21 protein-coding genes and 1 other RNA gene are annotated in these 23,731 nt (G+C 34.3%); 8 read left to right on the top strand and 14 right to left on the bottom strand.

The window, feature by feature from the left end; genetic code table 11:
• The first annotated feature begins 111 nt into the window (after positions 1-111).
• The gene (locus ABXQ82_RS03095) at positions 112-2,658 is read left to right on the top strand and encodes an ATP-dependent Clp protease ATP-binding subunit (protein WP_367054679.1); all 2,547 of its coding nucleotides are present in this window, start codon (positions 112-114) and stop codon (positions 2,656-2,658) included.
• Positions 2,659-2,740: 82 nt separating this feature from the next.
• Here the strand turns inward: ABXQ82_RS03095 and ABXQ82_RS03090 are convergent, their stop codons facing one another.
• The 3 genes from ABXQ82_RS03090 to ABXQ82_RS03080 all read right to left on the bottom strand — a co-directional run bounded on the left by ABXQ82_RS03090 (position 2,741) and on the right by ABXQ82_RS03080 (position 5,901).
• Positions 2,741-3,562, bottom strand: coding sequence for a hypothetical protein (locus tag ABXQ82_RS03090; RefSeq protein WP_367054676.1), 822 nt, complete (start codon positions 3,560-3,562; stop codon positions 2,741-2,743).
• Between the two features lie 149 nt (positions 3,563-3,711).
• Positions 3,712-5,016 carry an MFS transporter gene (locus ABXQ82_RS03085; protein ID WP_367054673.1) on the bottom strand — a complete coding sequence of 435 codons (1,305 nt, stop codon included), beginning with the start codon at positions 5,014-5,016 and terminating at the stop codon, positions 3,712-3,714.
• A gap of 66 nt (positions 5,017-5,082) precedes the next feature.
• On the bottom strand, positions 5,083-5,901 hold the full coding sequence (locus ABXQ82_RS03080; RefSeq protein WP_367054670.1) for a M48 family metallopeptidase: 819 nt from the start codon (positions 5,899-5,901) through the stop codon (positions 5,083-5,085).
• Positions 5,902-6,148: 247 nt separating this feature from the next.
• Here ABXQ82_RS03080 and msrB point away from each other — a divergent pair, with 247 nt between their 5' ends.
• On the top strand, positions 6,149-6,637 hold the full coding sequence (msrB, locus tag ABXQ82_RS03075; RefSeq protein WP_367054667.1) for a peptide-methionine (R)-S-oxide reductase MsrB: 489 nt from the start codon (positions 6,149-6,151) through the stop codon (positions 6,635-6,637).
• Between the two features lie 198 nt (positions 6,638-6,835).
• Positions 6,836-7,399, top strand: coding sequence for a DUF1572 family protein (locus ABXQ82_RS03070; RefSeq protein ID WP_367054664.1), 564 nt, complete (start codon positions 6,836-6,838; stop codon positions 7,397-7,399).
• A gap of 388 nt (positions 7,400-7,787) precedes the next feature.
• On the opposite strand, the gene ABXQ82_RS03065 is transcribed toward ABXQ82_RS03070, so the two are convergent.
• Both ABXQ82_RS03065 and ABXQ82_RS03060 read right to left on the bottom strand, forming a co-directional pair.
• Positions 7,788-8,717 (bottom strand): nuclear transport factor 2 family protein, encoded by a 930-nt coding sequence (locus ABXQ82_RS03065; protein WP_367054661.1) that lies wholly within the window; start codon positions 8,715-8,717, stop codon positions 7,788-7,790.
• A 106-nt stretch (positions 8,718-8,823) separates the two neighbouring features.
• Complete coding sequence (locus ABXQ82_RS03060; protein ID WP_367054658.1) at positions 8,824-10,107, bottom strand: NAD(P)/FAD-dependent oxidoreductase; 1,284 nt, start codon at positions 10,105-10,107, stop codon at positions 8,824-8,826.
• Between the two features lie 106 nt (positions 10,108-10,213).
• Between ABXQ82_RS03060 and lpdA the strand changes: the two genes are divergently transcribed.
• Positions 10,214-11,590 carry a dihydrolipoyl dehydrogenase gene (gene lpdA, locus ABXQ82_RS03055; RefSeq protein WP_367054655.1) on the top strand — a complete coding sequence of 459 codons (1,377 nt, stop codon included), beginning with the start codon at positions 10,214-10,216 and terminating at the stop codon, positions 11,588-11,590.
• Between the two features lie 114 nt (positions 11,591-11,704).
• Complete coding sequence (locus ABXQ82_RS03050) at positions 11,705-12,193, top strand: hypothetical protein (protein WP_367054652.1); 489 nt, start codon at positions 11,705-11,707, stop codon at positions 12,191-12,193.
• Positions 12,194-12,205: 12 nt separating this feature from the next.
• Here the strand turns inward: ABXQ82_RS03050 and ABXQ82_RS03045 are convergent, their stop codons facing one another.
• The 5 genes from ABXQ82_RS03045 to ABXQ82_RS03025 all read right to left on the bottom strand — a co-directional run bounded on the left by ABXQ82_RS03045 (position 12,206) and on the right by ABXQ82_RS03025 (position 15,609).
• On the bottom strand, positions 12,206-12,691 hold the full coding sequence (locus tag ABXQ82_RS03045; RefSeq protein WP_367054649.1) for a hypothetical protein: 486 nt from the start codon (positions 12,689-12,691) through the stop codon (positions 12,206-12,208).
• A gap of 8 nt (positions 12,692-12,699) precedes the next feature.
• Positions 12,700-13,119, bottom strand: coding sequence for a type II 3-dehydroquinate dehydratase (gene aroQ, locus ABXQ82_RS03040; protein WP_367054646.1), 420 nt, complete (start codon positions 13,117-13,119; stop codon positions 12,700-12,702).
• A gap of 84 nt (positions 13,120-13,203) precedes the next feature.
• Positions 13,204-13,761: a porin family protein gene (locus ABXQ82_RS03035; protein ID WP_367054643.1), complete on the bottom strand. Its 558-nt coding sequence runs from the start codon at positions 13,759-13,761 to the stop codon at positions 13,204-13,206.
• Between the two features lie 171 nt (positions 13,762-13,932).
• Positions 13,933-14,424: an outer membrane beta-barrel protein gene (locus ABXQ82_RS03030; RefSeq protein ID WP_367054640.1), complete on the bottom strand. Its 492-nt coding sequence runs from the start codon at positions 14,422-14,424 to the stop codon at positions 13,933-13,935.
• 531 nt (positions 14,425-14,955) lie between these two features.
• Positions 14,956-15,609, bottom strand: coding sequence for an outer membrane beta-barrel protein (locus ABXQ82_RS03025; RefSeq protein ID WP_367054637.1), 654 nt, complete (start codon positions 15,607-15,609; stop codon positions 14,956-14,958).
• Between the two features lie 222 nt (positions 15,610-15,831).
• Here ABXQ82_RS03025 and ABXQ82_RS03020 point away from each other — a divergent pair, with 222 nt between their 5' ends.
• Positions 15,832-16,743: a tyrosine recombinase gene (locus tag ABXQ82_RS03020; protein ID WP_367054634.1), complete on the top strand. Its 912-nt coding sequence runs from the start codon at positions 15,832-15,834 to the stop codon at positions 16,741-16,743.
• 152 nt (positions 16,744-16,895) lie between these two features.
• Here the strand turns inward: ABXQ82_RS03020 and rny are convergent, their stop codons facing one another.
• The 4 genes from rny to ABXQ82_RS03000 form a co-directional block, all read right to left on the bottom strand.
• Positions 16,896-18,470 (bottom strand): ribonuclease Y, encoded by a 1,575-nt coding sequence (rny, locus tag ABXQ82_RS03015; RefSeq protein WP_367054631.1) that lies wholly within the window; start codon positions 18,468-18,470, stop codon positions 16,896-16,898.
• Positions 18,471-18,528: 58 nt separating this feature from the next.
• Positions 18,529-18,675, bottom strand: a non-coding RNA gene (gene ssrS, locus ABXQ82_RS03010) — 6S RNA.
• Between the two features lie 56 nt (positions 18,676-18,731).
• Positions 18,732-19,025 carry a cell division protein ZapA gene (locus ABXQ82_RS03005; RefSeq protein ID WP_367054628.1) on the bottom strand — a complete coding sequence of 98 codons (294 nt, stop codon included), beginning with the start codon at positions 19,023-19,025 and terminating at the stop codon, positions 18,732-18,734.
• A gap of 15 nt (positions 19,026-19,040) precedes the next feature.
• Complete coding sequence (locus ABXQ82_RS03000) at positions 19,041-19,331, bottom strand: hypothetical protein (protein WP_367054625.1); 291 nt, start codon at positions 19,329-19,331, stop codon at positions 19,041-19,043.
• 173 nt (positions 19,332-19,504) lie between these two features.
• On the opposite strand from ABXQ82_RS03000, the gene ABXQ82_RS02995 reads away from it, so the two are divergent.
• Complete coding sequence (locus ABXQ82_RS02995) at positions 19,505-21,190, top strand: M23 family metallopeptidase (protein ID WP_367054622.1); 1,686 nt, start codon at positions 19,505-19,507, stop codon at positions 21,188-21,190.
• Between the two features lie 12 nt (positions 21,191-21,202).
• Positions 21,203-23,668, top strand: a complete 2,466-nt coding sequence (locus ABXQ82_RS02990) for a carboxypeptidase-like regulatory domain-containing protein (protein WP_367054619.1) — start codon at positions 21,203-21,205, stop codon at positions 23,666-23,668.
• The last annotated feature ends 63 nt before the right edge of the window (positions 23,669-23,731 follow it).

The raw sequence follows: 23,731 nt of genomic DNA, 5'->3' as shown, positions 1-23,731 counted from the left end.
TGATTTAATGAATATTTTTTCGTCAATTAGCATGATTACTACATTTTAAGGTACAGTTTTTGCCGTTAGTAAAAATGTTTTAGTATTTTTAATGCAGAAAGGAACTTAATTATGGATGATAACTTCTCCCCAAGAGTAAAAGATGTAATTGCATATAGCAAAGAAGAAGCATTGCGCTTAGGTCACGACTTTATTGGTACTGAGCACTTAATGCTGGGCTTGCTACGCGATGGTAATGGCAAGGCAATTGACATACTAAATGCTTTAGATATTGACTTAAACCATTTGCGACGAAAAGTTGAAATACTAAGTCCTGCGAACCCAAATATTAGTGTCGCTTCAAATGAAAAGAAGAATTTGCACTTAACCAGACAAGCAGAACGCGCCCTAAAAACTACTTTTTTAGAGGCAAAATTATTTCAAAGTACGTCTATTAATACCGCACATTTGCTGTTGTGCATTCTTAGAAACGAAAACGACCCCACTACCAAACTTTTAAATAAGCTAAAAGTTGACTACGATAATGTTAAAGAACAATTTAAACAAATGATTACAAACGAAAGTGACTATATAGAACCTAAATCTGAATCGTTTCAGGATGATAGTAATTTAGGCGAAGAATCTTCAAAAGACAATATTTTCAATACCCCAACCGGAAAGTCTAATAAGAAGTCCAAAACCCCTGTTTTAGATAATTTTGGACGTGATTTAACCGTTTTTGCCGAAGAAGGGAAGTTAGACCCCGTTGTGGGCAGAGAAGCCGAAATACAACGTGTTTCTCAAATTTTAAGTAGAAGAAAGAAAAACAACCCATTATTGATTGGCGAACCCGGAGTTGGCAAATCTGCCATTGCCGAAGGTTTAGCACTAAGAATTGTACAGCGTAAAGTGTCTCGCATTTTGTTTAACAAACGGGTTGTGACCTTGGATTTGGCAAGTTTGGTGGCGGGCACAAAATACCGAGGACAGTTTGAAGAGCGCATGAAAGCCGTGATGAACGAGCTTGAAAAAAATGACGATGTTATTTTATTTATAGATGAAATCCATACCATTGTTGGTGCCGGTGGTGCTACTGGAAGTTTAGATGCCTCAAACATGTTTAAGCCTGCTTTGGCGCGTGGCGAAATTCAATGTATTGGTGCGACAACGCTTGATGAATACAGACAGTATATTGAAAAAGATGGCGCACTCGAACGTCGTTTTCAAAAAGTGATTGTGCAGCCTACAACTGTTGAAGAAACCATTGAGATTCTCCATAATATTAAAGGTAAATATGAAGAGCACCATAACGTAGATTTTACGGATGAAGCTATTGAAGCCTGTGTAAAATTAACAAATCGCTATATGACGGATAGATTTCTGCCAGACAAAGCTATTGATGCTTTAGACGAAGCCGGTTCTCGCGTTCATATTACAAATATTGATGTGCCAAAACAAATTTTGGAACTTGAAAACCAATTGGAACAAGTTAGGGAAACTAAAAATTCTGTTGTTAAAAAGCAGAAATATGAGGAGGCGGCTAAATTAAGAGACGATGAAAAACGTCTTGAAAAAGATTTAGCAATTGCCCAGGAAAAATGGGAAGAAGATACCAAACAACATCGAGAAATTGTTTCAGAAGACAACGTTGCCGATGTGGTTTCTATGATGACGGGGATTCCCGTAAACAGAATTGCACAAACTGAAATTAATAAATTGGCAGAATTACCAAACCTTATTAAAGGGAAAGTAATTGGACAAGATGAAGCGGTTGCAAAGGTTGTAAAAGCCATACAGCGCAATCGTGCAGGGTTGAAAGATCCTAACAAACCAATCGGTTCGTTTATTTTCTTAGGACAAACCGGTGTTGGAAAAACCCAATTGGCCAAGGTATTATCCCGTGAATTGTTTGATAGCGAAGAATCGCTTATTAGAATAGACATGAGTGAGTACATGGAGAAATTCGCTATTTCTCGATTAGTTGGAGCACCTCCTGGCTATGTGGGTTATGAAGAAGGCGGACAATTAACTGAAAAAGTGCGTCGCAAACCTTATGCCGTAATTCTTTTAGATGAAATTGAAAAAGCGCATCCAGATGTATTTAATATGTTGTTGCAAGTGCTTGATGACGGCCATTTAACGGATAGTTTAGGTAGAAAGATTGATTTTAGAAATACGATCATCATTATGACCTCAAATATTGGTGCTAGAAAATTGAAAGATTTTGGTTCCGGAATTGGTTTTGGCACAGCGTCTCAAAAAGCTCAGGAAGATGCTAACGCAGTTAAGGTCATTGAAAATGCACTTAAAAAATCGTTTGCTCCAGAATTTTTAAATAGAATAGATGATGTAGTGGTATTTAATCCGCTTGAAAAAGAAGATATCAACTTAATTATTGATATTGAATTAGAAAAACTATTTAAGAGAATTAAGGATCTTGGCTACGAATTAAAATTAACCAAAGTTGCAAAAGATTATATCGCAGATAAAGGTTTTGATAAGCAATATGGCGCAAGACCCCTTAAACGGGCTATTCAAAAATATATTGAAGATGCGCTAGCCGAAGAAATTGTCGGCTCAAATTTATCTGATGGCGATAAAATTATTATCGATTTAAACAAAGAGACAAATGAATTAAATATTGAGATTGAAAAAGCTGAAAAGCCTACGGAGTCTTAGATATACAAATTTAGTTCATGTAAAAAATCCTGTAATAAACTTACAGGATTTTTTGTTTTAGAATTTATCTAATTGTACCTACTTAATCAAAGTATTTATCATCTAGAGAGTAATCGAAAGTACCATTTTTACACCAAAACAATTGAGAACCAGGAGTATTACCAGAAACGTCTTCAAATTGAAATTCAAAAGTTCCTTTTATAATTCTAGTATCTAAATTAAATTCTGTAATAATAATTTTCCCTCCTTCCACTTGTTTATAGTTCAAATTGCCCTCACTTAAAACTAAAGACACATATGGTGTAGCAACCTCTTTCATATCAGAATCGAAAGCACGAGGTTGAATATTTAAATGATAAGTTCCTTCGGCCCAATAACTTTCAGGGATATACAGATTTATTTCAGTAAGATTACCTATAATAAAAATGTTTGTTCCTCCCTGAATTTTCAAATACGTAACATCGGCATCTTCTACAAAAAAAGTATCCATAGAGACCGCATCATTATGAAAAATATAACCTGAAGGTGTTAAATTATTATACTGCTCCCCCTTTAGGTTTGCTGTCATGAAGGCACGTTCTTCAGCAACATTTTCTCCGCCACCTTCACAATTCCCTAAATTATCAATAAGCAATTGAAACACGCCTCCTTGATCTCCACAAACCGAAATTTGGTTTTTCAAAGCAGTTTTATATGTACCACATAACGCTCCAAAATTAGCATCTGCGGAAGAGGCGCTTTCATAACTTATAGCTGCATCTGTCGTAATATTTACTGCTTCTTCACATGTTTTGGGCAAATCATCTATTTCCTTAGGAACCTCCCCTTCATAAGGCTCAATATTACATGAACTTAAAAAAAATATTAAAATAAAAACCGCGTAAAAAGACTTTAAATATCGCATTGATTATGTTTGAATTAAAAAGGAAAACAAACATAGTACTTTAAATGAATAAAAAGTGGTTTCAGACAATAATCATATATATTTTTCTACAAAGCACCTATATATAAGTTAAAGTGATTTTTAAAATACATAAGAAGCTATAAACCATACTAATTATCTTCATTTTCTAGCGTTCTTGGCACTCTAAACAATAAAATGATTCCAATCAAAAAGAATACAAACAGAAAAAGAATGGCATAACGCATCGATTTATATTCAGATACAATAGCAAAGATTAGCATACCAATTACAATCCCAATTTTTTCTGCTACATCATAGAAACTAAAATATGAAGCAGTATCTTTAGTTTCTGGCATAAATTTAGAATACGTAGAACGTCCTAATGCTTGCACTCCACCCATAACCAAACCAACTAAACCTGCAGCGATATAAAATTGTATTGGAGTAATCATAAAGAAAGCATACACACAAAGGCACATCCATATAAAATTAACCACAATAAGTGTTTTTATATTTCCAAATTTGGCAGACGCTCTAGATGTTAATATGGCGCCAAGAATAGCTACTAACTGAATAACTAATATACTTACTATTAATCCTTCTCTTTTTTCGCTATCTGAAGCCCAGGCAATTTCTTTTTCACCAAAATAAGTAGCCATAAGCATTATGGTTTGTACTGCCATACTAAATACAAAAAAGGCATTTAAATATCTTTTTAATCTCAAATTTTGCTTTAACTCATTCCAAACATTTTTTAACTCTCTAAAACCTTTAAATATTACATCTTTCGTAACTTTATGTCCAGAGGAAACTCCTTTAGGTAAAATATAGAATGTATATTGACTAAATAAAGCCCACCAAGCCCCAACGGTTATAAATGAATATTTCATCATTTTTATAGCACCAGCTTTATCATCTTGACTCATAACCATAGCCAGATTCACAACTAATAAAAGAACACTTCCAATATAACCCAAAGAAAACCCCTTTGCACTTATGCTATCTTGTTGGTCTTCAAACGCGATATCTGGCAAATACGAATTATAAAATACCAAACTCCCCCAATACCCAATCAACCCCATAAAATAAAATAATAGGCTTAAATGAATAAAATCTAAATTAAAAAAATACAAGCCAACACAGCCAGCAGAACCTGTATAACAGAAAAACTTCATAAAATTCTTCTTATTCCCAACATAATCTGCAATACCAGACAAAATAGGGGATAAAAAAACCACTACTAAAAATGTAAAGGCCGTAATTATCATAATTAAAACCTCTTGCTTCATCATAAGCCCAAATGCAGAAACCAATTCTTCTTTTGAATTAAATAGCGAAGAATAAAAGAGTGGAAATATAGAAGATGCTATTGTTAGTGTGTAAACAGAATTAGCCCAATCATAAAATGCCCAAGCATTCAATAACTTACTACTCCCCTTTTTAAGTTGATCCATAAAAAAAGTCACGCTTTAATTGCGTGACTCCTAAAATAAACAAATATTTTGTTCTAGTGTGTCATTTTAATTTCTAAAAGATGTAACTCCGTATTTTTTCGCTTCCGCTTTAGCTTTAGGCGCCCACTTTGTTAAATTCGCAATTCTAGTATCGTTAGATGGGTGTGTACTCATAAATTCCGGTGGTGCTTGTCCGCCACTATTCGCTTTCATGCGTTTCCATAATTCTGCTGCTTCATCTGGATTATAACCAGCAATTGCCATGAGGTAAATACCAATTAAATCAGATTCTGTTTCATGACTTCTACTAAAAGGCAGCATAATGCCAACTTGTGAACCTATCCCATATGCCTGATTAAATATAGCGCGTGTTTGATCGTCTTTTATAGCAACATTTCCAGCTACTGCCCCTACTTGTTGTAAGATACCGGCACTCATACGTTGTTGTCCGTGGTTTGCCAATGCGTGTGCCACCTCGTGTCCCATAATTGCTGCTACTCCAGCTTCGTTTTTAGCAATTGGTAAAATCCCGGTATAAAACACAATTTTACCACCTGGCATACACCAAGCATTTACCGTTTCATCCTCTACCAAGTTATATTCCCATTTGTAATCTTTCAAATACCCTTGATGTCCGTTGGCATTCAAATAACGTTCTGCAGCAACTGCAATACGTTGCCCGACTCTGGTAATCATTTCTGAATCTTTTGTTCCTGTAACGACTTTATTCTCGTTTAAAAACTGACTATACTGCGCAAATGCCGTTGGAAACAATTGGGAATTAGGCACTAACGCCATAGTTTTTTTACCTGTAAACGGGTTTGTGGCACAAGCAACAACCAGCAAAACAACAGATAAACTTAATAGTATATTTTTCACTTTCATGATTTAAAAATTAGAGTTAAATGTACAAAATCGATATTTAATATATGTGACACAAATCAATAAAAATAGTCACTTAAAAAACACCTTATTATTTATAGTCATTTTCAAAAATAATTGAATTAAATTCATTTTGTTATCTTATTTCATAAAATATTTAACACATTATATTTTAGAAATATGGGTTACATCCTGTTAAGAACCCATCAAAACAACGACAAAACATATAATTTAAAACAAACTCTGTACCATGAATAAATTTTTTGTAATAATTATAACGACACTTCTATTTAATTGTAATTCTACAGCACAAAAAAAATCAACCGAAAAAGAAACCAAGAAAACCTATAAGGTTACAAAAACTGAAGCAGAATGGAAATCCCAATTAACTGAGAAAGAATATTATGTATTAAGAAAAGCGGGTACTGAACGCTCTTTTTCTAGTCCGTTGAATAAAAATTACGCCGAAGGCATCTATGTTTGTAAAGCTTGTGAAACCCCTTTATTTAAAAGCGAACATAAATTTGATTCGGGTACGGGATGGCCAAGTTTTGATAGAGAAATAAAGGGTAATGTGGCATTTTCCACAGATCATAATTTGGGCTACGCCAGAACAGAGGAACATTGCGCTACATGTGGGGGACATTTAGGACATGTTTTCAATGATGGCCCAAAGCATACTACTGGGAAAAGGCATTGTATAAATGGTGTGTCCTTAAAATTTATTCCGAAGAAATAGTTTTTAAAATCTTAAAAAACAAGAGACTATCTAAAAAGTATTGAACTTTCACGTATGTCACATTGAGCACAGTCGAAATGCTTTTTGATGTTTTTCGATTGCGCTCAAAACTACATTGTCACTTACTTTTAAACAGCCTCTAAAATTCCAACTCAAAGAACTATAGTTGTTATTTGGAATTTGTAAATTAGATTTTTTATGGAATATGATATGGAAAGCTATTTAACATCTGTTATAAAACAATTTGAATACTATAAATCTTTAGGCGATAAAACTATTGACCAATTGAGTTTTGAAGAATTACAAAAAGAGTTTGCCCAAGATTCCAATTCTATTGGAATTATAGTGAAACATATTGTGGGCAATATGTTAAGCCGATGGACTAATTTTTTGACTGAAGATGGCGAAAAAGAATGGCGACAGCGTGATGAGGAGTTTATAGATACTTACAACTCTAAAGAAGAATTGATAAGCAGTTGGAACAAAGGTTGGCAATGTTTATTTGATGCCATTACCCCATTATCTGAAGACGATTTAGAACATATTATCTACATAAGAAATCAAGGACATACGGTTACCGAAGCTATTAATCGCCAATTGGCACATTATGCATATCATGTTGGTCAGATTGTATTTCTTGGGAAGTTAGTAAAAGGCGGGAACTGGAAATCTTTATCCATTCCAAAAGGCCATTCTTCAACATATAATAAGGACAAGTTCAGTCAAGAAAAAGGGAGACGTCATTTTACGGATGATCTGTAAATGAGTTGCTGTTTTCAGTCTCAGTTAGCGGTTAGTTTCGTTATAATATAAAAACTATGTTGCTTATCACTATTGTCCGATTAAATTTCGCTCCTCTGGAGTTTTATAATATTTTTTGCTTCGGTCTATAAAGATTACGCTCCTCTGGAGCTAAAAAAAATCCCATAGGGATGGAATCTTTGTAGCAAAAGGATAAGAACTAAAAAATCAAGCCCCATCGGGGCGACATCTTAAAAATCGTTTATTTAGTATGAGGTTGAAAGGTTTCTAAATTTTTTTATCGGACACTAATGGTTGCTTATTAAAAATTACTTCAAAAATCAGCAAAAAAAAAAAAAGACTGCCTTTTCAGACAGTCTCTATAAATTTTTGTTCAAAAGTTTAATTCTTATTTAGAGTCCAAAACTTTGGTGCTAAAATATCCAATTGATCTTGAAATTTTGCCATCGTCGTTAAAATCATGGGTGTACATTGCCGGCATTGTCAATTTCTTTTTGTCAGATTTTCTAATCAGCTGGAAGTTCCACCATGACTGTACGGTTAAACCACCACCGCCAATTTCATATTCCAAAGCATCAGGATACCCTACAACATCAATGCTCGCAATTTCAAAATTTTTGAAAAAGGCAGCATGCGCCTCTTTAATTTCGTCTAGACTCTTACTTTCATCTATTCCCATTTCTAAACTGTTAAACTGGGCTTTTTCATCAAAATAACTATATGCTTTTTCTAAATCCATATTTTCAAAAGCAGCCATCATGCGTCTTACCTTATTAATGGTTTCATGTTCATTATAGATTGTACCGTTTGTTCTAGTAGAAAAAGCTTTTCTAATGTCTTTCCCAATAGGGTAATTATAATAAATAGCTAATTCAATTTTATGATCGTCATTTAATCGATATAGGCTATGAACTGGCATTTCTATTTTTACCCCAGTTTTATCGTGCACACCTTTCATGTAATTCCAAGTCTGCACCCAAACTTTACCATCTTTGTATTCAATAGCGTCTGGATACGCTTCGCCATGGGGTGCTAAACTAAGATATGATACCCATTTTTTTCTGTTTTCCGTCCATTTTAAGAAGTCTTCCTTGTTAGTCCCTTTAGCATTTTTGTTTAGTGTGGTTCCATTACGAGACCTAAAGTCATCTGCTAGTAGGGTAGCTAATTTCTCAACATCTCCTGCAATGTCTGCTTTTTCCATGGCATCTACAACATCAATGGCAGGGTGTTCAATGTAAACAGTTCCGTTTTTTTTCTTTTGGGAATACATGATACTAACGCATAGTACCATTACAATAATGATTGCTTTTTTCATTTTAGTTAAATTTTTGGTTAATTAATATTTCTTAAATTTAACTAAATTAATTGATGATGAAGTAATTAGTGTCTGTTTTAAAATCAATTGTTTAACAGAAACAAGGCTAAAACTTTCTATTTCTCTTAAAAGGTCTTATGATTAATCGCGCTTCCCTATCAAAACGCACATAATTATACACCCAATTCACGAAAACCACCATACGGTTTCTAAAACCTATTAGGAAGAACAAATGCACAAACATCCAGACATACCAGGCAAAAACACCTTGAAATTTAAAATGCTTTAAATCTACCACCGCCCTGTTTCTGCCAATGGTTGCCATAACGCCTTTGTCTTTATATAGAAATGGCCTAAGTGGTTTTTCTTCAATAATTCGCAATAAATTATCGCCCAATTGATCGCCTTGTTGAATGGCAGGTTGTGCCATCATCGGGAAACCATGAGGATGTTCTTCGGAAATCATGCTCGCTATGTCTCCAATAGCAAATAAATGTTCAAACCCTTTTATTTGGTTGAATTCGTTGACGATAATTCGGTTGCCATGAGTTACAAAATCTTCAGAATCCAGTCCTTTTATAGTTGCACCCTTTACACCTGCTGCCCAAACTAAGGTGGCCGTTTCAAAAGTTAAATCGGTATTTGTGGTTACTGTTTTTCCGTCGTAATTGGTCACACGAACGTTGGTCCAAATGTTTACGCCTAGTTTTTCCAGAAAATCTTCGGCTTTTTGAGATGCCTTTGCACTCATACCTTTTAAAATACAATCGCCAGATTGTACAATATGTATTTGCGCCAAACGCGTATCCAGATCGGGATAATCCTTTGGCAAAATGCCTTTTTTAATTTCAGCTAAAGCACCTGCAAGCTCTACGCCTGTTGGTCCACCTCCTACTATCACGAAATTCATCAATGCATTGCGCTCGTTTAAATCTGAAGTTAATAATGCATCCTCAAAATTTTCTAGAATCAAGCTTCTTAGATTTAAAGACTGTGGTATGGTTTTCATTGCCATACTGTGCTTTTCAATTTCGGAATTACCAAAATAATTGGTTTTAGAACCTGAAGCAACTACTAAATAATCGAACTTTAAATTCCCTATATTCGTTTTAATCTTGTTTTTCTTGGTGTCTATTTCTTCAACAGAAGCTAACCTGAAATAGAAATTAGGGAAATCCTTTAATATTTTTCGAATAGGGTATGCAATAGAATCCGGCTCCAATCCGCCAGTAGAAACCTGATACAGTAAGGGCTGAAACGTATGGTAATTATTTTTATCCAATAGCACAACCTGAACTTCTTGCTTTGATAATTTTTTCGCCAAGGCAACACCCGCAAAACCGCCACCTATTATAACAACTCTTGGAAAACTAGTCCTTGGTATATTCATATCATCAAAATTGCAACGCAAAGGTAGTAAAAGATGTAAATTTATAGGGCTCTTATATTCTTTATTCAAATACGATTTCGTAAATTCGTATCCTAAAATTTTTCACATGAGTAAATACGATATTATAGTTCTTGGAAGCGGTCCTGGTGGTTATGTTACGGCAATTAGAGCGTCGCAATTAGGTTTTAAAACCGCAGTAATAGAAAAAGAAAACCTTGGAGGTGTATGTTTAAACTGGGGGTGTATTCCAACAAAAGCCCTTTTAAAATCTGCCCAAGTGTTTGAATATCTGAAACATGCTGAGGATTATGGTTTAAAAGTTAAGGATGCTGAACATGATTTTGATGCGGTTGTAAATCGCAGTCGCGGTGTTGCCGATGGCATGAGCAAAGGTGTTCAGTTTTTAATGAAAAAGAATAAAATTGACGTTATAGAAGGTTACGGTACCCTGAAACCTGGCAAGAAGGTTGATGTTGACGGCACTGAATATAGTGCTGATAATATTATTATTGCTACTGGAGCGCGTTCTAGAGAATTACCTAGTTTGCCCCAAGATGGCGAAAAAGTGATTGGTTATAGAGAAGCCATGACTTTAAAAAAGCAACCTAAGAAAATGATTGTTGTAGGTTCTGGTGCCATTGGTGTTGAATTTGCCTATTTCTATAGTTCTATTGGAACAGAAGTTACGATTGTAGAATTTTTACCGAGTATCGTTCCTGTTGAAGATGAGGACGTTTCTAAACAATTAGAACGTTCGTTTAAAAAGAGTGGTATAAATATTATGACTTCTGCTGAAGTTACAAGTGTTGATACTTCAGGAAAAGGTGTAAAAGCAACCGTTAAAACTAAAAAAGGAGAAGAAGTTCTTGAAGCGGATATTATTTTATCTGCCGTAGGCATTAAATCTAATATCGAAAATATTGGTTTGGAAGATGTTGGTATTGTAGTTGACCGAGATAAAATTTTGGTGAATGATTTCTATCAAACAAATATTCCTGGCTACTATGCAATTGGAGATGTTACACCAGGACAAGCTTTAGCACATGTTGCTTCTGCCGAAGGTATTCTGTGTGTTGAAAAATTAGCGGGTCAACATGTGGAGCCAATTGATTATGGAAACATTCCAGGATGCACCTATTGTTTTCCTGAAATTGCTAGTGTTGGTTTAACAGAAAAGCAAGCTAGAGACAAAGGCATCGATATAAAAGTTGGAAAATTCCCGTTCTCTGCTTCTGGTAAGGCAAGTGCCGCTGGTAACAAAGATGGTTTTGTAAAAGTTATTTTTGATGCCAAATATGGCGAATGGTTAGGCTGCCATATGATTGGTGCAGGCGTTACCGATATGATTGCTGAAGCTGTTTTAGGCAGAAAGTTAGAAACAACTGGACATGAAGTATTAAAAGCAATTCACCCACACCCAACAATGAGTGAAGCGGTTATGGAAGCTGTTGCTGCGGCTTATGATGAGGTGATACATATATAAAAGGTCCCTCCTGGCCTCCCCACGGGGGGAGGAACTCTTACTCGGATGGATATATAAAATAAAAAAAAGTGATTCTTGAATGTTTTAAGAGTCACTTTTTAATGGATTAAACTTATGAACAAACTGACTATTCTTTTCTTATTTGCATGTATTGGCCTTAAAAGCTTTTCGCAAGACACGAATGGTATTATTAAAACCGATATCGGAACCATAGCCGAATACAACTTTTACCAATTATCTTATGAATTTAATATCACGGAGAACAATTCTATGGAGCTTGGTGCTGGATATGGTTCAGAATCTGGAGTTAATGCTTTTGGATTGAGTATGCAATCTCGATATTATTTATCAGAAGTTGCTCCAAAAGGTTTTCATGTTGGTCCAAGAATTTTAGCTATTTACGCAGAATCTAGGCGAAGTAATGCATTTACTGGCACAAAGGATAATGCATTTGGTTTCGAAATTGATGGTCTGTTTGGTTATCAGTTTTTAATTGAAGATTTAATCTCATTAAATCCCTATGCGGGAGGCGGTTTAGCTATTGTAAACAATATAACAACAACAGGTTTTGTGTTTGGGATTACTTTAGGGATTGCTTTTTAAGACCTATAAAAACTAAATTTTAAAACCAAGCCCAATAAATAAACCATTAGGTGTAATTTCTTGAAATCCTAAAGTATATTTTACGTGCACGTCTAAACGAGCAATTATATCATAAGACATTGCGAGGTCTGCTCTAATTTTTAATTTATTCGAAAAGAAATCAAAAAAGTAATTCATACTTGGTCCTACTAATAAATTGAAATTATGTCCAACTTTGTACTTCAGATAAATTGGAGCATTCAAAAATTTAAAATCATTTAAAACAATATAAAGTAATTCGGGTTGCATAGAAAAACCATCTTCAACTATAAAATCAACAAAAGCACCTCCGTAAAACCCTGTAGCAGTTTCAGGATGGGTTCCAAAGCTGCCCTCAACAACTTTAAAGAACGTTAAATTTAGTCCGCCTTTTATGCCAAATTCAGTATTCTTCTGTGCTTCAGAAGTAAACACCAAAGAAAAATAGAGAACACTAAAAAGAGCAACTATTTTTTTCATCTTAAAACTTAATCTAAAAAACTCTGAATTGCCAATTCATAACTCTGTAGCCCAAAACCTAGAATAACTCCTTTTGCATTTGGTGAAATAAAAGACTGATGTCTAAATTCCTCTCTATTAAACGTGTTTGAAATATGTACTTCTACAACTGGGGTTTCTATAGCTTTAATTGCATCTCCAATACCAACCGAAGTATGAGTGTAAGCAGCTGCGTTAAGTATGACACCATCGAAACTAAATCCAACTTCATGTAGTTTATCTATAAGCTCGCCTTCGATATTAGATTGGTAATAATCGAGTTCAATAGCGTCGTACTTTCCTTTTACTTCATCTAAAAACTCTGTAAAGGTTAAACTTCCGTAAATATTTGGTTCTCGCTTCCCTAATAAATTAAGATTTGGACCGTTGATGATGATTAGTTTTTTCATAGTGTAAAAATACGAAAGTTATGGTACAAAAAAACCAAAGCACGAAGCTTCGGTTAAATATATAGTGTTTACCTAATCTATAGCTTAAAAGATATAACCAATGCCAACTTGAAAAAAGCTTAATGTTGTTTTTATGTCAATATCAGCAACAAAAGGATCATTAGGATCAGTAAAAAATTCAGTTTCGTCCAATCTATTTGTCAATCCAAAAGCATACCTAACGGACGCAACAAAATGATCTGAAATATCATAACCCATTCCAGCTACTAAACCTAACCCAAGTTTTTTTATGCCTTCGGAATCATCTTCAAGAATATAATCAAGTTGGGGCCCTGCTTGTAAGTTTACTTTATCTGCAAAATAGTATTTACCAACAATTGGAACAACTAATACGTTTCCAGAATCACCATTTTTACTTGTAACCGAAATTAAAACTTCTGGTTGCACATGAAATTTTTCACTTGTTGCAATATCCGCAAAAAAACCAGCATAAAAACCAGACGCACTAGTAGATGCAGATGTACCATCTACTTTTACAGTGGCTATTAAAGAGTTATAACCTGCGCTAACGCCAAATACTGTTTTTTGAGCATTAGAGAATAAGGACAAAGACAAAACAGATAGTATTAATATGTTTTTCATAGTAGATTATTTTTGAATGAAATTCTTTTCAAAGGAACCAAAATAAAATATGAAATAGAGTGACTTTTGTCATAGAAAAAATAACATTCATATTATAAATCCTAAAGAATTAAGCCCATAAGAAAAGGAAGCTGAATGAGCTTCCTTTTCTATAAATTCTTGTAAAAAAACTTATAAAGCTAATTCTACACCTAAAGTGATTGTATTGAAACCTACTGTAACTGGTCCGGCGTCGATACTCACACCTCTATATGCAGCAACAACATCTAGTGACTCACTTACACTATATTGCACTCTTGGCGCATAATAGAACCCTCCGTCATTTCCTTCATTTATACCAATGGCATAACCTAAATCAAGACCAACAACGAATTCATCAGAAACGTTAAAACGCCCTGCAGCTGCTAAAGGTACAAATTGAGTATCATCTCCAGAAAAATCACTGTCTAAAATAGAGTGAGAATAGCCAGTTGCTGCTCCAGCCTCAATTTTATCTGCTACTTCCCATAAGTAAGATGCATCTAAAGTAATGTTTAAAGAATAGCCATCACTAAAATCACCAGTAATAAGACCTAGACTAAGACCTACATTAGGACTTCCTTGAGCGTTTACACTTGTTAATCCCAATACTGCAATTGCAGCGCATAAAAATAATTTTTTCATAATAATAAAAGTTTATAGTTTGATTACACAAATTAAACACAATTTTTTGAAAAATACTACAAGAATAACCGAGTTATTAACAATTTTATCAACACAAATTACCAATTAACTGGTAATCATATATTTAAAAATTATATTATTAACAGTTTTATTAGAAAATACGCAGAATTACGCATAGAATAACATTGCTTTAGAGCGTGATTTATCACAAAACCCAGTTGATAATTATAGTCTTGATAGATAAAAAGACTGTTATCTGGAAGAAAGGGAAATTTTGCCACAAAACCCGAGGTGCCAAAATTCCAACATGAACTCCATTAGGTTTCATTAATTGAAAATCCGCAACCTGTATTCAAAGAAACAATTAGTTTGATTTATTACGTAAGCTCCTAAAGAATAGCAATATTCAAAATACAAAAAATTATTGTGGATTGATTTAGAGCATATTGGTGACTTGTGAATTCAATTTTGCGCATAAAAAAGGAAGCTATAAATAGCTTCCTTTTTATGAGTTAATGGAATATTTTATTTTTAAAACTTATATACAGCTCCAAACCATATATTTTTTAAATCAAAATCAAGTCCAAATTCATTTCTAGACTCTGCACCGCTGGTATCTTCTTTAAGAGTACTGTAGTTAAGTGCTCCAATATGTGTTTTTAATGCCCAGCACTCATTCAAATTAAAAAGCGCCCCAACAGAAAGTCCGGCTTCAAAACCATTTTCCTTAACATCGTTAACTTTGTCCTTTTCACTTAAAATACCAATATTTAATCCCGTATAGGTTGTAAAACGGTTTTGCGGATTACAAAAATAATATCCATGGATCCCAGCGCCAAATGTGGTTGTTTCAGAAGACGTATTTCCATTGAACTCTGATTTACTGCTCATATATGTTATACCAGCTCCAGCACCAACATTATCAGTAAACATATGGGTAGCCTGTGGCATAACAGTAAAACCATTGCTCTTGTCGTCTCCAAATTTGTCGCTACTATATCTGAGGGAAGCTGTCAAAAGCCAATCTCCTTGAGATATACCAGTAAAATTATCAGTGGCATCATTCTCTTCTAGAACAGTTTCGTCAGTCGTTAAAGTGGTGCTATCTAAATTAGCATCAAATTGAGCATTTACTTTCGATAATCCGAATACTGCAATAGCAGTACATAAAAATAGTTTTTTCATAATTTATTAGAGTTTATTGTTTGATTAAAACAAATTAAGCACTTTTTTTACGAAGAATTAACATTTTCACCACACTTATTAACATTTTTATTAACATTTAATTTCAACTGATTGATTTTCAAATTCTTACAAATACAGTTATTAACATTTTTATTATAATTATGTTAAAAAGATGTTTAAAACCATTTAATAACATCAATTTTTTCACTTATTTTAGCTTTTATGAAATGGGAAAATGCATTAAAGGACTATCAATTATACTTAAAGATTGAACGTGGTTTATCAAAAAACTCAATTGATAACTATGGTTTAGATATTAAAAAGTTAATTTCTTATCACGATGAGAACAATAGCAACACCTCCCCTATTTCTATTTCGTCTGAATTTATTCAACAATTTCTTTATACATCTGCTAAAAGTTTGAATGCAAGATCTCAATCAAGATTGATTTCAGGGTTAAGAAGCTTTTTTGGCTATTTGGTTTTTGAAAATTATAGAAAAGATAATCCGCTAGAGCTCATTGAATCTCCTAAAATTGGAAGAAAACTTCCGGACACATTGAGTATTGAGGAGATAAACAATCTGATTAAAGCTATTGACCTAAGCAAACAATACAATAACGTAAAGATTGGAGAACGCAATAGGGCCATACTTGAAACTTTATATGGCTGTGGCTTACGAGCAAGTGAATTGATTCATTTAAAACTATCTGATTTATTCTTTGATGAAGGTTTTATAAAGGTAACAGGAAAGGGTGATAAACAACGTTTTGTGCCCATAGTTGAAACTACTATGAAATATATTAATATTTATAAAAATGAAGTCCGCACCCATATTAAAATAAAAGCTGGATTTGAAGACACTTTATTTTTAAATCATAATGGCAGACAATTAACAAGAGCCATGATTTTTACCATCATCAAACAACTAACTGAAAAAATAGAACTCAAAAAAAATGTCTCTCCCCATACTTTTAGACATTCCTTTGCTACACATCTTTTACAAAATAATGCTGATTTACGAGCCATTCAATTAATGCTGGGGCATGAAAGTATAACTACAACTGAGATTTATGTGCATTTGGACAAAAGTCATTTAACTGAGGTTGTTGAGAAATACCATCCTAGGAAGTAGATGATAGAGGATAGACGATAGAGGATAGACAATAGACGATAGACAATTAGACAAATAGACAAATAGACAAATAGACAAAACTAAAAAATCCAACTTGCGCTGGATTTTCTTAATCTTAATCTATATGAGATTCCTGCCTTCGCAGGAATTTGTTACTTCGCAATATTAACCGCTCTTGTTTCTCTAATAACGGTTACTTTCACTTGACCTGGATACGTCATGTCCGTTTGTATTTTTTGGGAAATACTGAATGATAAATCTGCTGCATTGTCATCAGTTACTTTTTCACTCTCAACAATAACACGCAACTCCCTTCCCGCCTGAATAGCGTAAGCCTTTTTAACACCGTTAAACCCAAAAGCGATATCTTCTAAATCCTTTAAACGCTGAATATAACTGTCCAATACTTGACGACGTGCTCCAGGTCGTGCACCAGAAATAGCATCACAAACTTGAATGATTGGTGCCAATAACGATTTCATTTCAATCTCGTCGTGGTGTGCGCCAATGGCATTACAAACATCATCCTTTTCACCGTATTTTTCCGCCCATTGCATTCCTAAAATAGCATGAGGCGTTTCCATATCAGCTTCTGCATCTGGCACTTTTCCAATATCATGTAACAATCCAGCTCTTTTAGCAAGTTTCGGATTCAACCCTAATTCCGCAGCCATTACACCGCACAATTTTGCAACTTCGCGTGAATGCTGTAACAAGTTTTGTCCGTAAGAAGAACGGTACTTCATTCTACCTACTGTTTTGATTAATTCAGGATGCAAATTATGAATTCCTAAATCTATTACGGTACGCTTACCAACTTCTATAATTTCTTGCTCAATTTGCTTTTGGGTTTTCTTTACAATCTCTTCAATTCTTGCAGGATGTATTCTTCCGTCTGTCACCAATTTATGAAGTGATAGTCTCGCAATTTCGCGACGTACGGAATCAAAACATGACAATATAATCGCTTCTGGAGTATCATCAACAATAATCTCAACGCCTGTGGCAGCTTCTATCGCTCTAATGTTTCTACCTTCACGGCCAATAATACGTCCCTTAACATCATCAGATTCTATGTTGAATACAGAGACACAGTTATCAACCGCCTCTTCTGTTCCAATACGCTGTATGGTATTTATAATTATTTTTTTGGCGTCTTGCTCTGCAGTCATTTTTGCTTCCTCCAAAGCAGTTTGAATGAACGACATGGCATCATTCTTAGCTTCCCCTTTTAGGGATTCTACCAATTGCTCTTTGGCTTCTTCAGCAGATAAACTTGAAATCACTTCTAGCTGTTGTACTTGACTTTTATGCAATCTGTCTATTTCAGATTGTTTTTTATCAAGCACATCCAATCTATGTTTGTAGTCTTTAATTTTATTTTCAACATCAGCATTTAGCTTTCTATTTTTAGCAAGCTCATTAGATATTTGAGACTCCTTATCTCTTGTGCGCTTTTCGGCTTCAGCCATTTTTTTGTCACGAGACAAAATCACTTTTTCGTGCTCTGCCTTGAGTTCTATAAACTTCTCTTTTGCCTGAAGTATTTTATCTTTTTTTAGTGTTTCGCCATCTCTATTGGCTTCTTTTAGTATTGATGCTGCATTTTTTTTTGCGTTCTTTATGAGTTTTGATGCATTGTTTCTCTCAATTGCCTTAGCTATAATAAATCCTATTATAAGCCCTACAATTACGCCCCCTGCAATTAATACAATTGTGCTATCCATTTTTAATTTAGTTGATTTATGTATATAAAAAAACCTACATCAGTATAGTGTTTTGTATAAACTCCTTAAAAACAAGTTTAGGGCTAACAAGCTGATCAAGGATCTGCCCGAGATATTGTGTTACTGAAATAAATTCAGCACAGGCAATACTAGCAGCATGCTTTTACAACTTCAACTCACCCTTTTTAAAGAATTAACGTTGAGTTTATCAAAAAAAATAACCGATGTAGGTAGTAACTTTCTACTTATTTTAAAGAACGTTTAAGAGTTTAAATGAGCTTCTAACATTTTGTTAATGGCATCGAGTTTTTCCTCAACCACCTCACTACTGACCTCTTTATCTATTGTTTTCTGCTCCACTTGAGATGCAAATTGTAAAGCACACATGGCTAAAACATCTTGTTTATCTCTAACGGAATAACTTTGCTCAAATTGTTTAATCATTGTCTCAATATTCTTAGCCGCTTTACGCAACCCTTCCTCTTGCTTTGAATCAATAGTTAAAGGATATACCCTATTAGCTATAGACAGCTTTATTTTAAGCTTCTCTGACATTGATTTTATGTTACATTAATCGGATAACTGAGCAATACAATGATCTATATCTCTAATTAATGCGTTTATTTTAAGCTTAGTTTCTCTTTTATTTTCGTCACTACCTAACATTGAATTTGCAATTTTAAGAGCTTCATATTTTTCTTCCCAATCCGCATTTAACTGTTCTTGGGTTTGAATATCTTGTTTTGCCGAAGCCAAATCTTCATTCAACTTCGAATTAGTAAGCTTTAAATTATCTACTTTATGTAGCACCTTACTAATTTTATTCTCTAAAGAATCGACAATTCCTTCAATGTTACTCATTTACAAAATTCAATACTTATTACACAAAGTTAACATACCTCACTCGAAATTACAATAGTTTTTCCATATATTTTGAAAATAATTTCAGATTTGAAATAAAATTAAATGGCTTGATTTTTGTTTTGTTCTTTGCTAATAACTATCAAATTAATATTTTAGCCCAATACAAAATTATGCGATTAATCCTTGCCCTTTTAGTACTTATACCTTTATTTACCAATGCCCAGACCCAATATCCACAAGATTATTTTTCTAGTCCGTTGGAGATTCCCTTGGTGTTATCTGGAACATTTGCTGAATTACGAACCAATCACTTCCATTCCGGAATGGACATCAAAACCCAACAACGTACCGGTTTAAAGGTAAACGCCTCGGCTGATGGTTATGTAAGCAGAATTAAAATAGCGCATTATGGTTACGGCAAAGCTTTGTACATCACACATCCCAACGGCTATACCACGGTATATGCGCATTTAAAAAAGTTCGCACCAGACATTGAAAACTACATTAAGAAAAAACAATACGAAAAAGAATCTTATGAAATCGAGTTGTTTCCTAAACCCGATGAACTTTTGGTAAAAAAGGACAATTTAGTGGCGTACAGCGGTAATTCTGGAGGCTCAGGAGGCCCGCATCTTCATTTTGAAATTCGCGATAACGCAGAACGCCCCATAAACCCAATGCTGTTTGGAATTGATATTAAAGACAGTTCGTTGCCAACTGTCACTTCAATTTATGCCTATCCTATTAATGAAAGTTCTCATGTCAACAATTCAAGTGAAAAACAGAAATTGAGATTGATTCCTTTAAAAAACGGAGATTATACCGTTGAAAACATTAAAGCTTTCGGGAAGATTGGTTTTGGCATTTCTACTTGGGACAGGCAAGATATGGCGACCAACAAAAATGGGGTTTCCAACATTCAAACCTTTGTAAATGGCAGCAAAAATTTTGAATTGGATTTCAAAAGATTTTCATTTGACGAAACTAAACATATCAATCAATTAATAGACTATAAACACTTCAAAACCAACAGACAGCGTGTTCAAAAATTGTTTAGAGACAACAATCCATTAAGCATCTACAAAGACATTCAAAACGAAGGAATTCTTTCAGTTGAAGACAGCACTTATTCGGTGTATAAAATTAAAGTAAGTGATTTTAAAAACAATACCTCTTGGATAACTGTTTCCATTAAAGGCACTAGAAGCAAAAGCATCAAACCCAAAAAAACGATAAAAACACCTTACTATATTTATGCCGATAAAAGCACCGAATTAAAGGAAAAAGACATCCATGTCTCTATTTTTCCTGACACATTTTATAATGATTTTTATTTAGATTATAATGTGAATAGCGATACCTTAAAACTACATAAGGATATTATTCCACTTAAAAAAAACATCAAGATTTCCTATAACATTGCAAAATATGCTGATGCCGAAAAGAGAAAACTATACATCGCAAAACTCTCTGGATACAAGAAAACACCATATTACTCGTTTACTAAAAGAAGTGGCGATACATTAACAACATATACCAAATATTTAGGTGAATTTGCGCTAGCAATGGACGATACGAAGCCAACTATTAAACCCATTAATTTTAAAGACGGGCAATGGTTAAGTAAGTTTCGTTTTTTAAAAATTAGGATTGATGATGATGCCTCGGGTATTTCAAACTATCGTGCTACCGTTAACGGAAAATGGATTTTAATGGAGCACGACTATAAGCTAAATACCTTAACCCATGATTTTAATGATGGCATTATAACCGAAACAAAAAACAATTTAAAAGTAATTGTTACCGATAATGTTGGAAATAGTTCTACTTTTGAAACACTATTTTACCGAAAATAAATTGCAGCACTTTTGAAAACAACTTACCGACTCTCCATACTTTTATTATCATTATTCTCATTCGCAATTGGTTTTGCACAAGAAGCATCTATAAAAGGTATCATTTTAAATGAAAACAATCAACCCATCCCAAAAGTCTCAATTAAAGCAGGAACGGTAGGAACAGAAACCAATGAAAACGGGTTTTACACCTTATCAATTCCTGCAAATCAAGATGTAACGATTGAATTTACGCATCTTTCCTATAAAAAAATAGTGGTTACTTTTAATCTGAAGAATGGGGTGATTAAAGAATTCAATCCTGTTTTTAGTGAATCAAGAGAACAAATTGCAACCGTAATAGTTAAAGGGAAACGAAGAAAAGATGTTGAAGGTATTGTTACATTAGAACCAGAAACTATTAGAAAAATTCCTAGCGCAAATCCTGGCGTTGAAAATTTATTAATGTCGTTGCCGGGTGTTAACAACAACAACGAATTGAGCACACAATATTCGGTAAGAGGCGGAAATTATGATGAAAACTTGGTCTATATCAATGGTATTGAAGTGTATCGTCCGTTTTTAGTCCGTTCGGGTCAGCAGGAAGGCCTGAGTTTTGTTAATACGGATTTGGTGCAAAATGTGGATTTTTCGGCAGGTGGTTTTCAAGCGAAGTATGGCGATAAGTTATCTTCTGTTTTAGACATTACTTATAAAACACCTCATCAATTTGAAGTCAACGCCGATTTAAGTTTATTGGGAGCAGCGGTTTCTGTTGAAAACATGAGTAAAGATTCCAAATTCACGGGCATTATTGGCGCGCGTTATAGAAATAACAATTTACTGGTAAATGCTAAAGAAACTGAAACGAACTTTAAACCTGTTTTTGCCGATGTTCAAGGTTTTTTCACCTATAAATTCACTAATAAATTCCATTTTAGTTTTTTGGGGAATGCCTCATTGAACAAATATGATTACGAACCCTTAACACGTCAGACTAATTTTGGAACTTTAGCCGAACCTATTGCACTTGTGGTGTTTTATCAAGGCAAGGAAAAGGACGAATACAAAACTGCTTTTGGTGCATTTCAAGGGACTTACTTTGCAAATGATGATTTAACCTTAAACCTTACAGCTTCCGCTTATCATACTACAGAAGAGGAATACTTTGATATTTTAGCGCAATACAGTTTAGGTGAAGTAAATACAAATATTGGGGATGAAGATTTAGGAGACGTTGAATTTACCGAAGGAATCGGGAGTCAATTAAATCATGGTAGAAATGATTTGGATGCTTTAATAACCACCATTCAACATAAAGGCGATTTGAAAATAGAGGACAATAGAATTGAATGGTCTGTTAAATTTACAAATGAGGATATTCGAGATAGACTCGTTGAATGGGAAGTTATAGATTCCGCAGGTTTTTCAATTAGACCTCCTAAGACCTTGCCTAATAACGAGCAACCTTATGAACCCTACACAGGCCCTTTAACACCATTTACAAACGTAAGGGCCAAAAACAATACTCAAATAAATAGACTGCAGGCTTATGCGCAATGGAGCAAACGTTCTACTTTAGGGTCTAGCGATGTTTGGTACAATGCAGGTGTGCGTGTGCATAATTGGGGTGTAAAAGGAGATGGTATCGCGTCATCAAATCAAACTGTTTTCAGTCCGCGTGGGCAATTTGCCATAAAACCTAATTGGGAGAAGGACATGCTGTTTAGAGTTGCTACTGGATTATATTATCAACCCCCTTTTTACCGTGAGTTAAGAGATTCAACAGGAACGGTTCAACCGAATGTAAAAGCCCAAAAATCCTTTCACTTGGTATTAGGAAATGATTATAGTTTTAAAATGTGGGACAGACCTTTTAAATTGACTTCTGAAGTTTATTATAAAAATTTAAGCGATGTAAACGCCTATACTCTAGAAAATGTTCGAATTCGATACCGCGCTAAAAACAATGCAAAAGCTTATGCTTACGGTCTGGATATGAGATTGAATGGTGAATTTGTCCCCGGAACAGAATCTTGGTTTAGTTTCGGGTATTTAAAAACTGAAGAAAACATTGAGAACAGAGGTTACATTTCAAGGCCTACAGATCAACGTTTAAAGTTCGCCGCTTTGTTTCAGGATTATGTACCAAATATTCCGAGCATGAAAATGTATTTAAACTTGGTTTACAATACGGGATTGCCAGGTGGCTCCCCAAGTTATGCAGATCCGTATCAATACCAAAATCGATTGCCAGATTATAAACGTGCCGATGTTGGGTTTCAGTTTGTCATCGTAGATGAGAAAAAACAATTTAAAAGCGGCTGGAAAAAACCGTTTAAGGAATTGGCGTTCGGGTTTGAAATCTTTAATCTTTTTGATGTTCAAAACTCAATTACCAACACCTGGGTAAGAGATGTTTATAGCAAGCGTCAATATGCCATTCCTAATTATTTAACGCCCCGTGTGTTTAATGTTAGGACGACAATGAAGTTTTAACTACCTGTAAAAACTCCAAAAAAACAAACACTAAATTCCAAAATAAGAAAGTAAGGCAACCAA

Origin of the sequence: Algibacter sp. 2305UL17-15, from assembly GCF_040720935.1 — a bacterium.
GTDB lineage: Bacteria > Bacteroidota > Bacteroidia > Flavobacteriales > Flavobacteriaceae > Jejuia.
The sequence above is the reverse complement of the archived record's forward strand: the minus strand, read 5'-3'. Positions and strand labels throughout refer to the sequence as shown.

What these genes read in the sequence shown, in the direction of transcription:
- ABXQ82_RS03095 (WP_367054679.1), top strand. Translation starts at nt 112, where the DNA reads ATGGATGATAACTTCTCCCCAAGAGTAAAAGATGTAATTGCATATAGC.
- ABXQ82_RS03090 (WP_367054676.1), bottom strand. Translation starts at nt 3,562, where the DNA reads ATGCGATATTTAAAGTCTTTTTACGCGGTTTTTATTTTAATATTTTTT.
- ABXQ82_RS03085 (WP_367054673.1), bottom strand. Translation starts at nt 5,016, where the DNA reads ATGGATCAACTTAAAAAGGGGAGTAGTAAGTTATTGAATGCTTGGGCA.
- ABXQ82_RS03080 (WP_367054670.1), bottom strand. Translation starts at nt 5,901, where the DNA reads ATGAAAGTGAAAAATATACTATTAAGTTTATCTGTTGTTTTGCTGGTT.
- msrB (WP_367054667.1), top strand. Translation starts at nt 6,149, where the DNA reads ATGAATAAATTTTTTGTAATAATTATAACGACACTTCTATTTAATTGT.
- ABXQ82_RS03070 (WP_367054664.1), top strand. Translation starts at nt 6,836, where the DNA reads ATGGAATATGATATGGAAAGCTATTTAACATCTGTTATAAAACAATTT.
- ABXQ82_RS03065 (WP_367054661.1), bottom strand. Translation starts at nt 8,717, where the DNA reads ATGAAAAAAGCAATCATTATTGTAATGGTACTATGCGTTAGTATCATG.
- ABXQ82_RS03060 (WP_367054658.1), bottom strand. Translation starts at nt 10,107, where the DNA reads ATGAATATACCAAGGACTAGTTTTCCAAGAGTTGTTATAATAGGTGGC.
- lpdA (WP_367054655.1), top strand. Translation starts at nt 10,214, where the DNA reads ATGAGTAAATACGATATTATAGTTCTTGGAAGCGGTCCTGGTGGTTAT.
- ABXQ82_RS03050 (WP_367054652.1), top strand. Translation starts at nt 11,705, where the DNA reads ATGAACAAACTGACTATTCTTTTCTTATTTGCATGTATTGGCCTTAAA.
- ABXQ82_RS03045 (WP_367054649.1), bottom strand. Translation starts at nt 12,691, where the DNA reads ATGAAAAAAATAGTTGCTCTTTTTAGTGTTCTCTATTTTTCTTTGGTG.
- aroQ (WP_367054646.1), bottom strand. Translation starts at nt 13,119, where the DNA reads ATGAAAAAACTAATCATCATCAACGGTCCAAATCTTAATTTATTAGGG.
- ABXQ82_RS03035 (WP_367054643.1), bottom strand. Translation starts at nt 13,761, where the DNA reads ATGAAAAACATATTAATACTATCTGTTTTGTCTTTGTCCTTATTCTCT.
- ABXQ82_RS03030 (WP_367054640.1), bottom strand. Translation starts at nt 14,424, where the DNA reads ATGAAAAAATTATTTTTATGCGCTGCAATTGCAGTATTGGGATTAACA.
- ABXQ82_RS03025 (WP_367054637.1), bottom strand. Translation starts at nt 15,609, where the DNA reads ATGAAAAAACTATTTTTATGTACTGCTATTGCAGTATTCGGATTATCG.
- ABXQ82_RS03020 (WP_367054634.1), top strand. Translation starts at nt 15,832, where the DNA reads ATGAAATGGGAAAATGCATTAAAGGACTATCAATTATACTTAAAGATT.
- rny (WP_367054631.1), bottom strand. Translation starts at nt 18,470, where the DNA reads ATGGATAGCACAATTGTATTAATTGCAGGGGGCGTAATTGTAGGGCTT.
- ABXQ82_RS03005 (WP_367054628.1), bottom strand. Translation starts at nt 19,025, where the DNA reads ATGTCAGAGAAGCTTAAAATAAAGCTGTCTATAGCTAATAGGGTATAT.
- ABXQ82_RS03000 (WP_367054625.1), bottom strand. Translation starts at nt 19,331, where the DNA reads ATGAGTAACATTGAAGGAATTGTCGATTCTTTAGAGAATAAAATTAGT.
- ABXQ82_RS02995 (WP_367054622.1), top strand. Translation starts at nt 19,505, where the DNA reads ATGCGATTAATCCTTGCCCTTTTAGTACTTATACCTTTATTTACCAAT.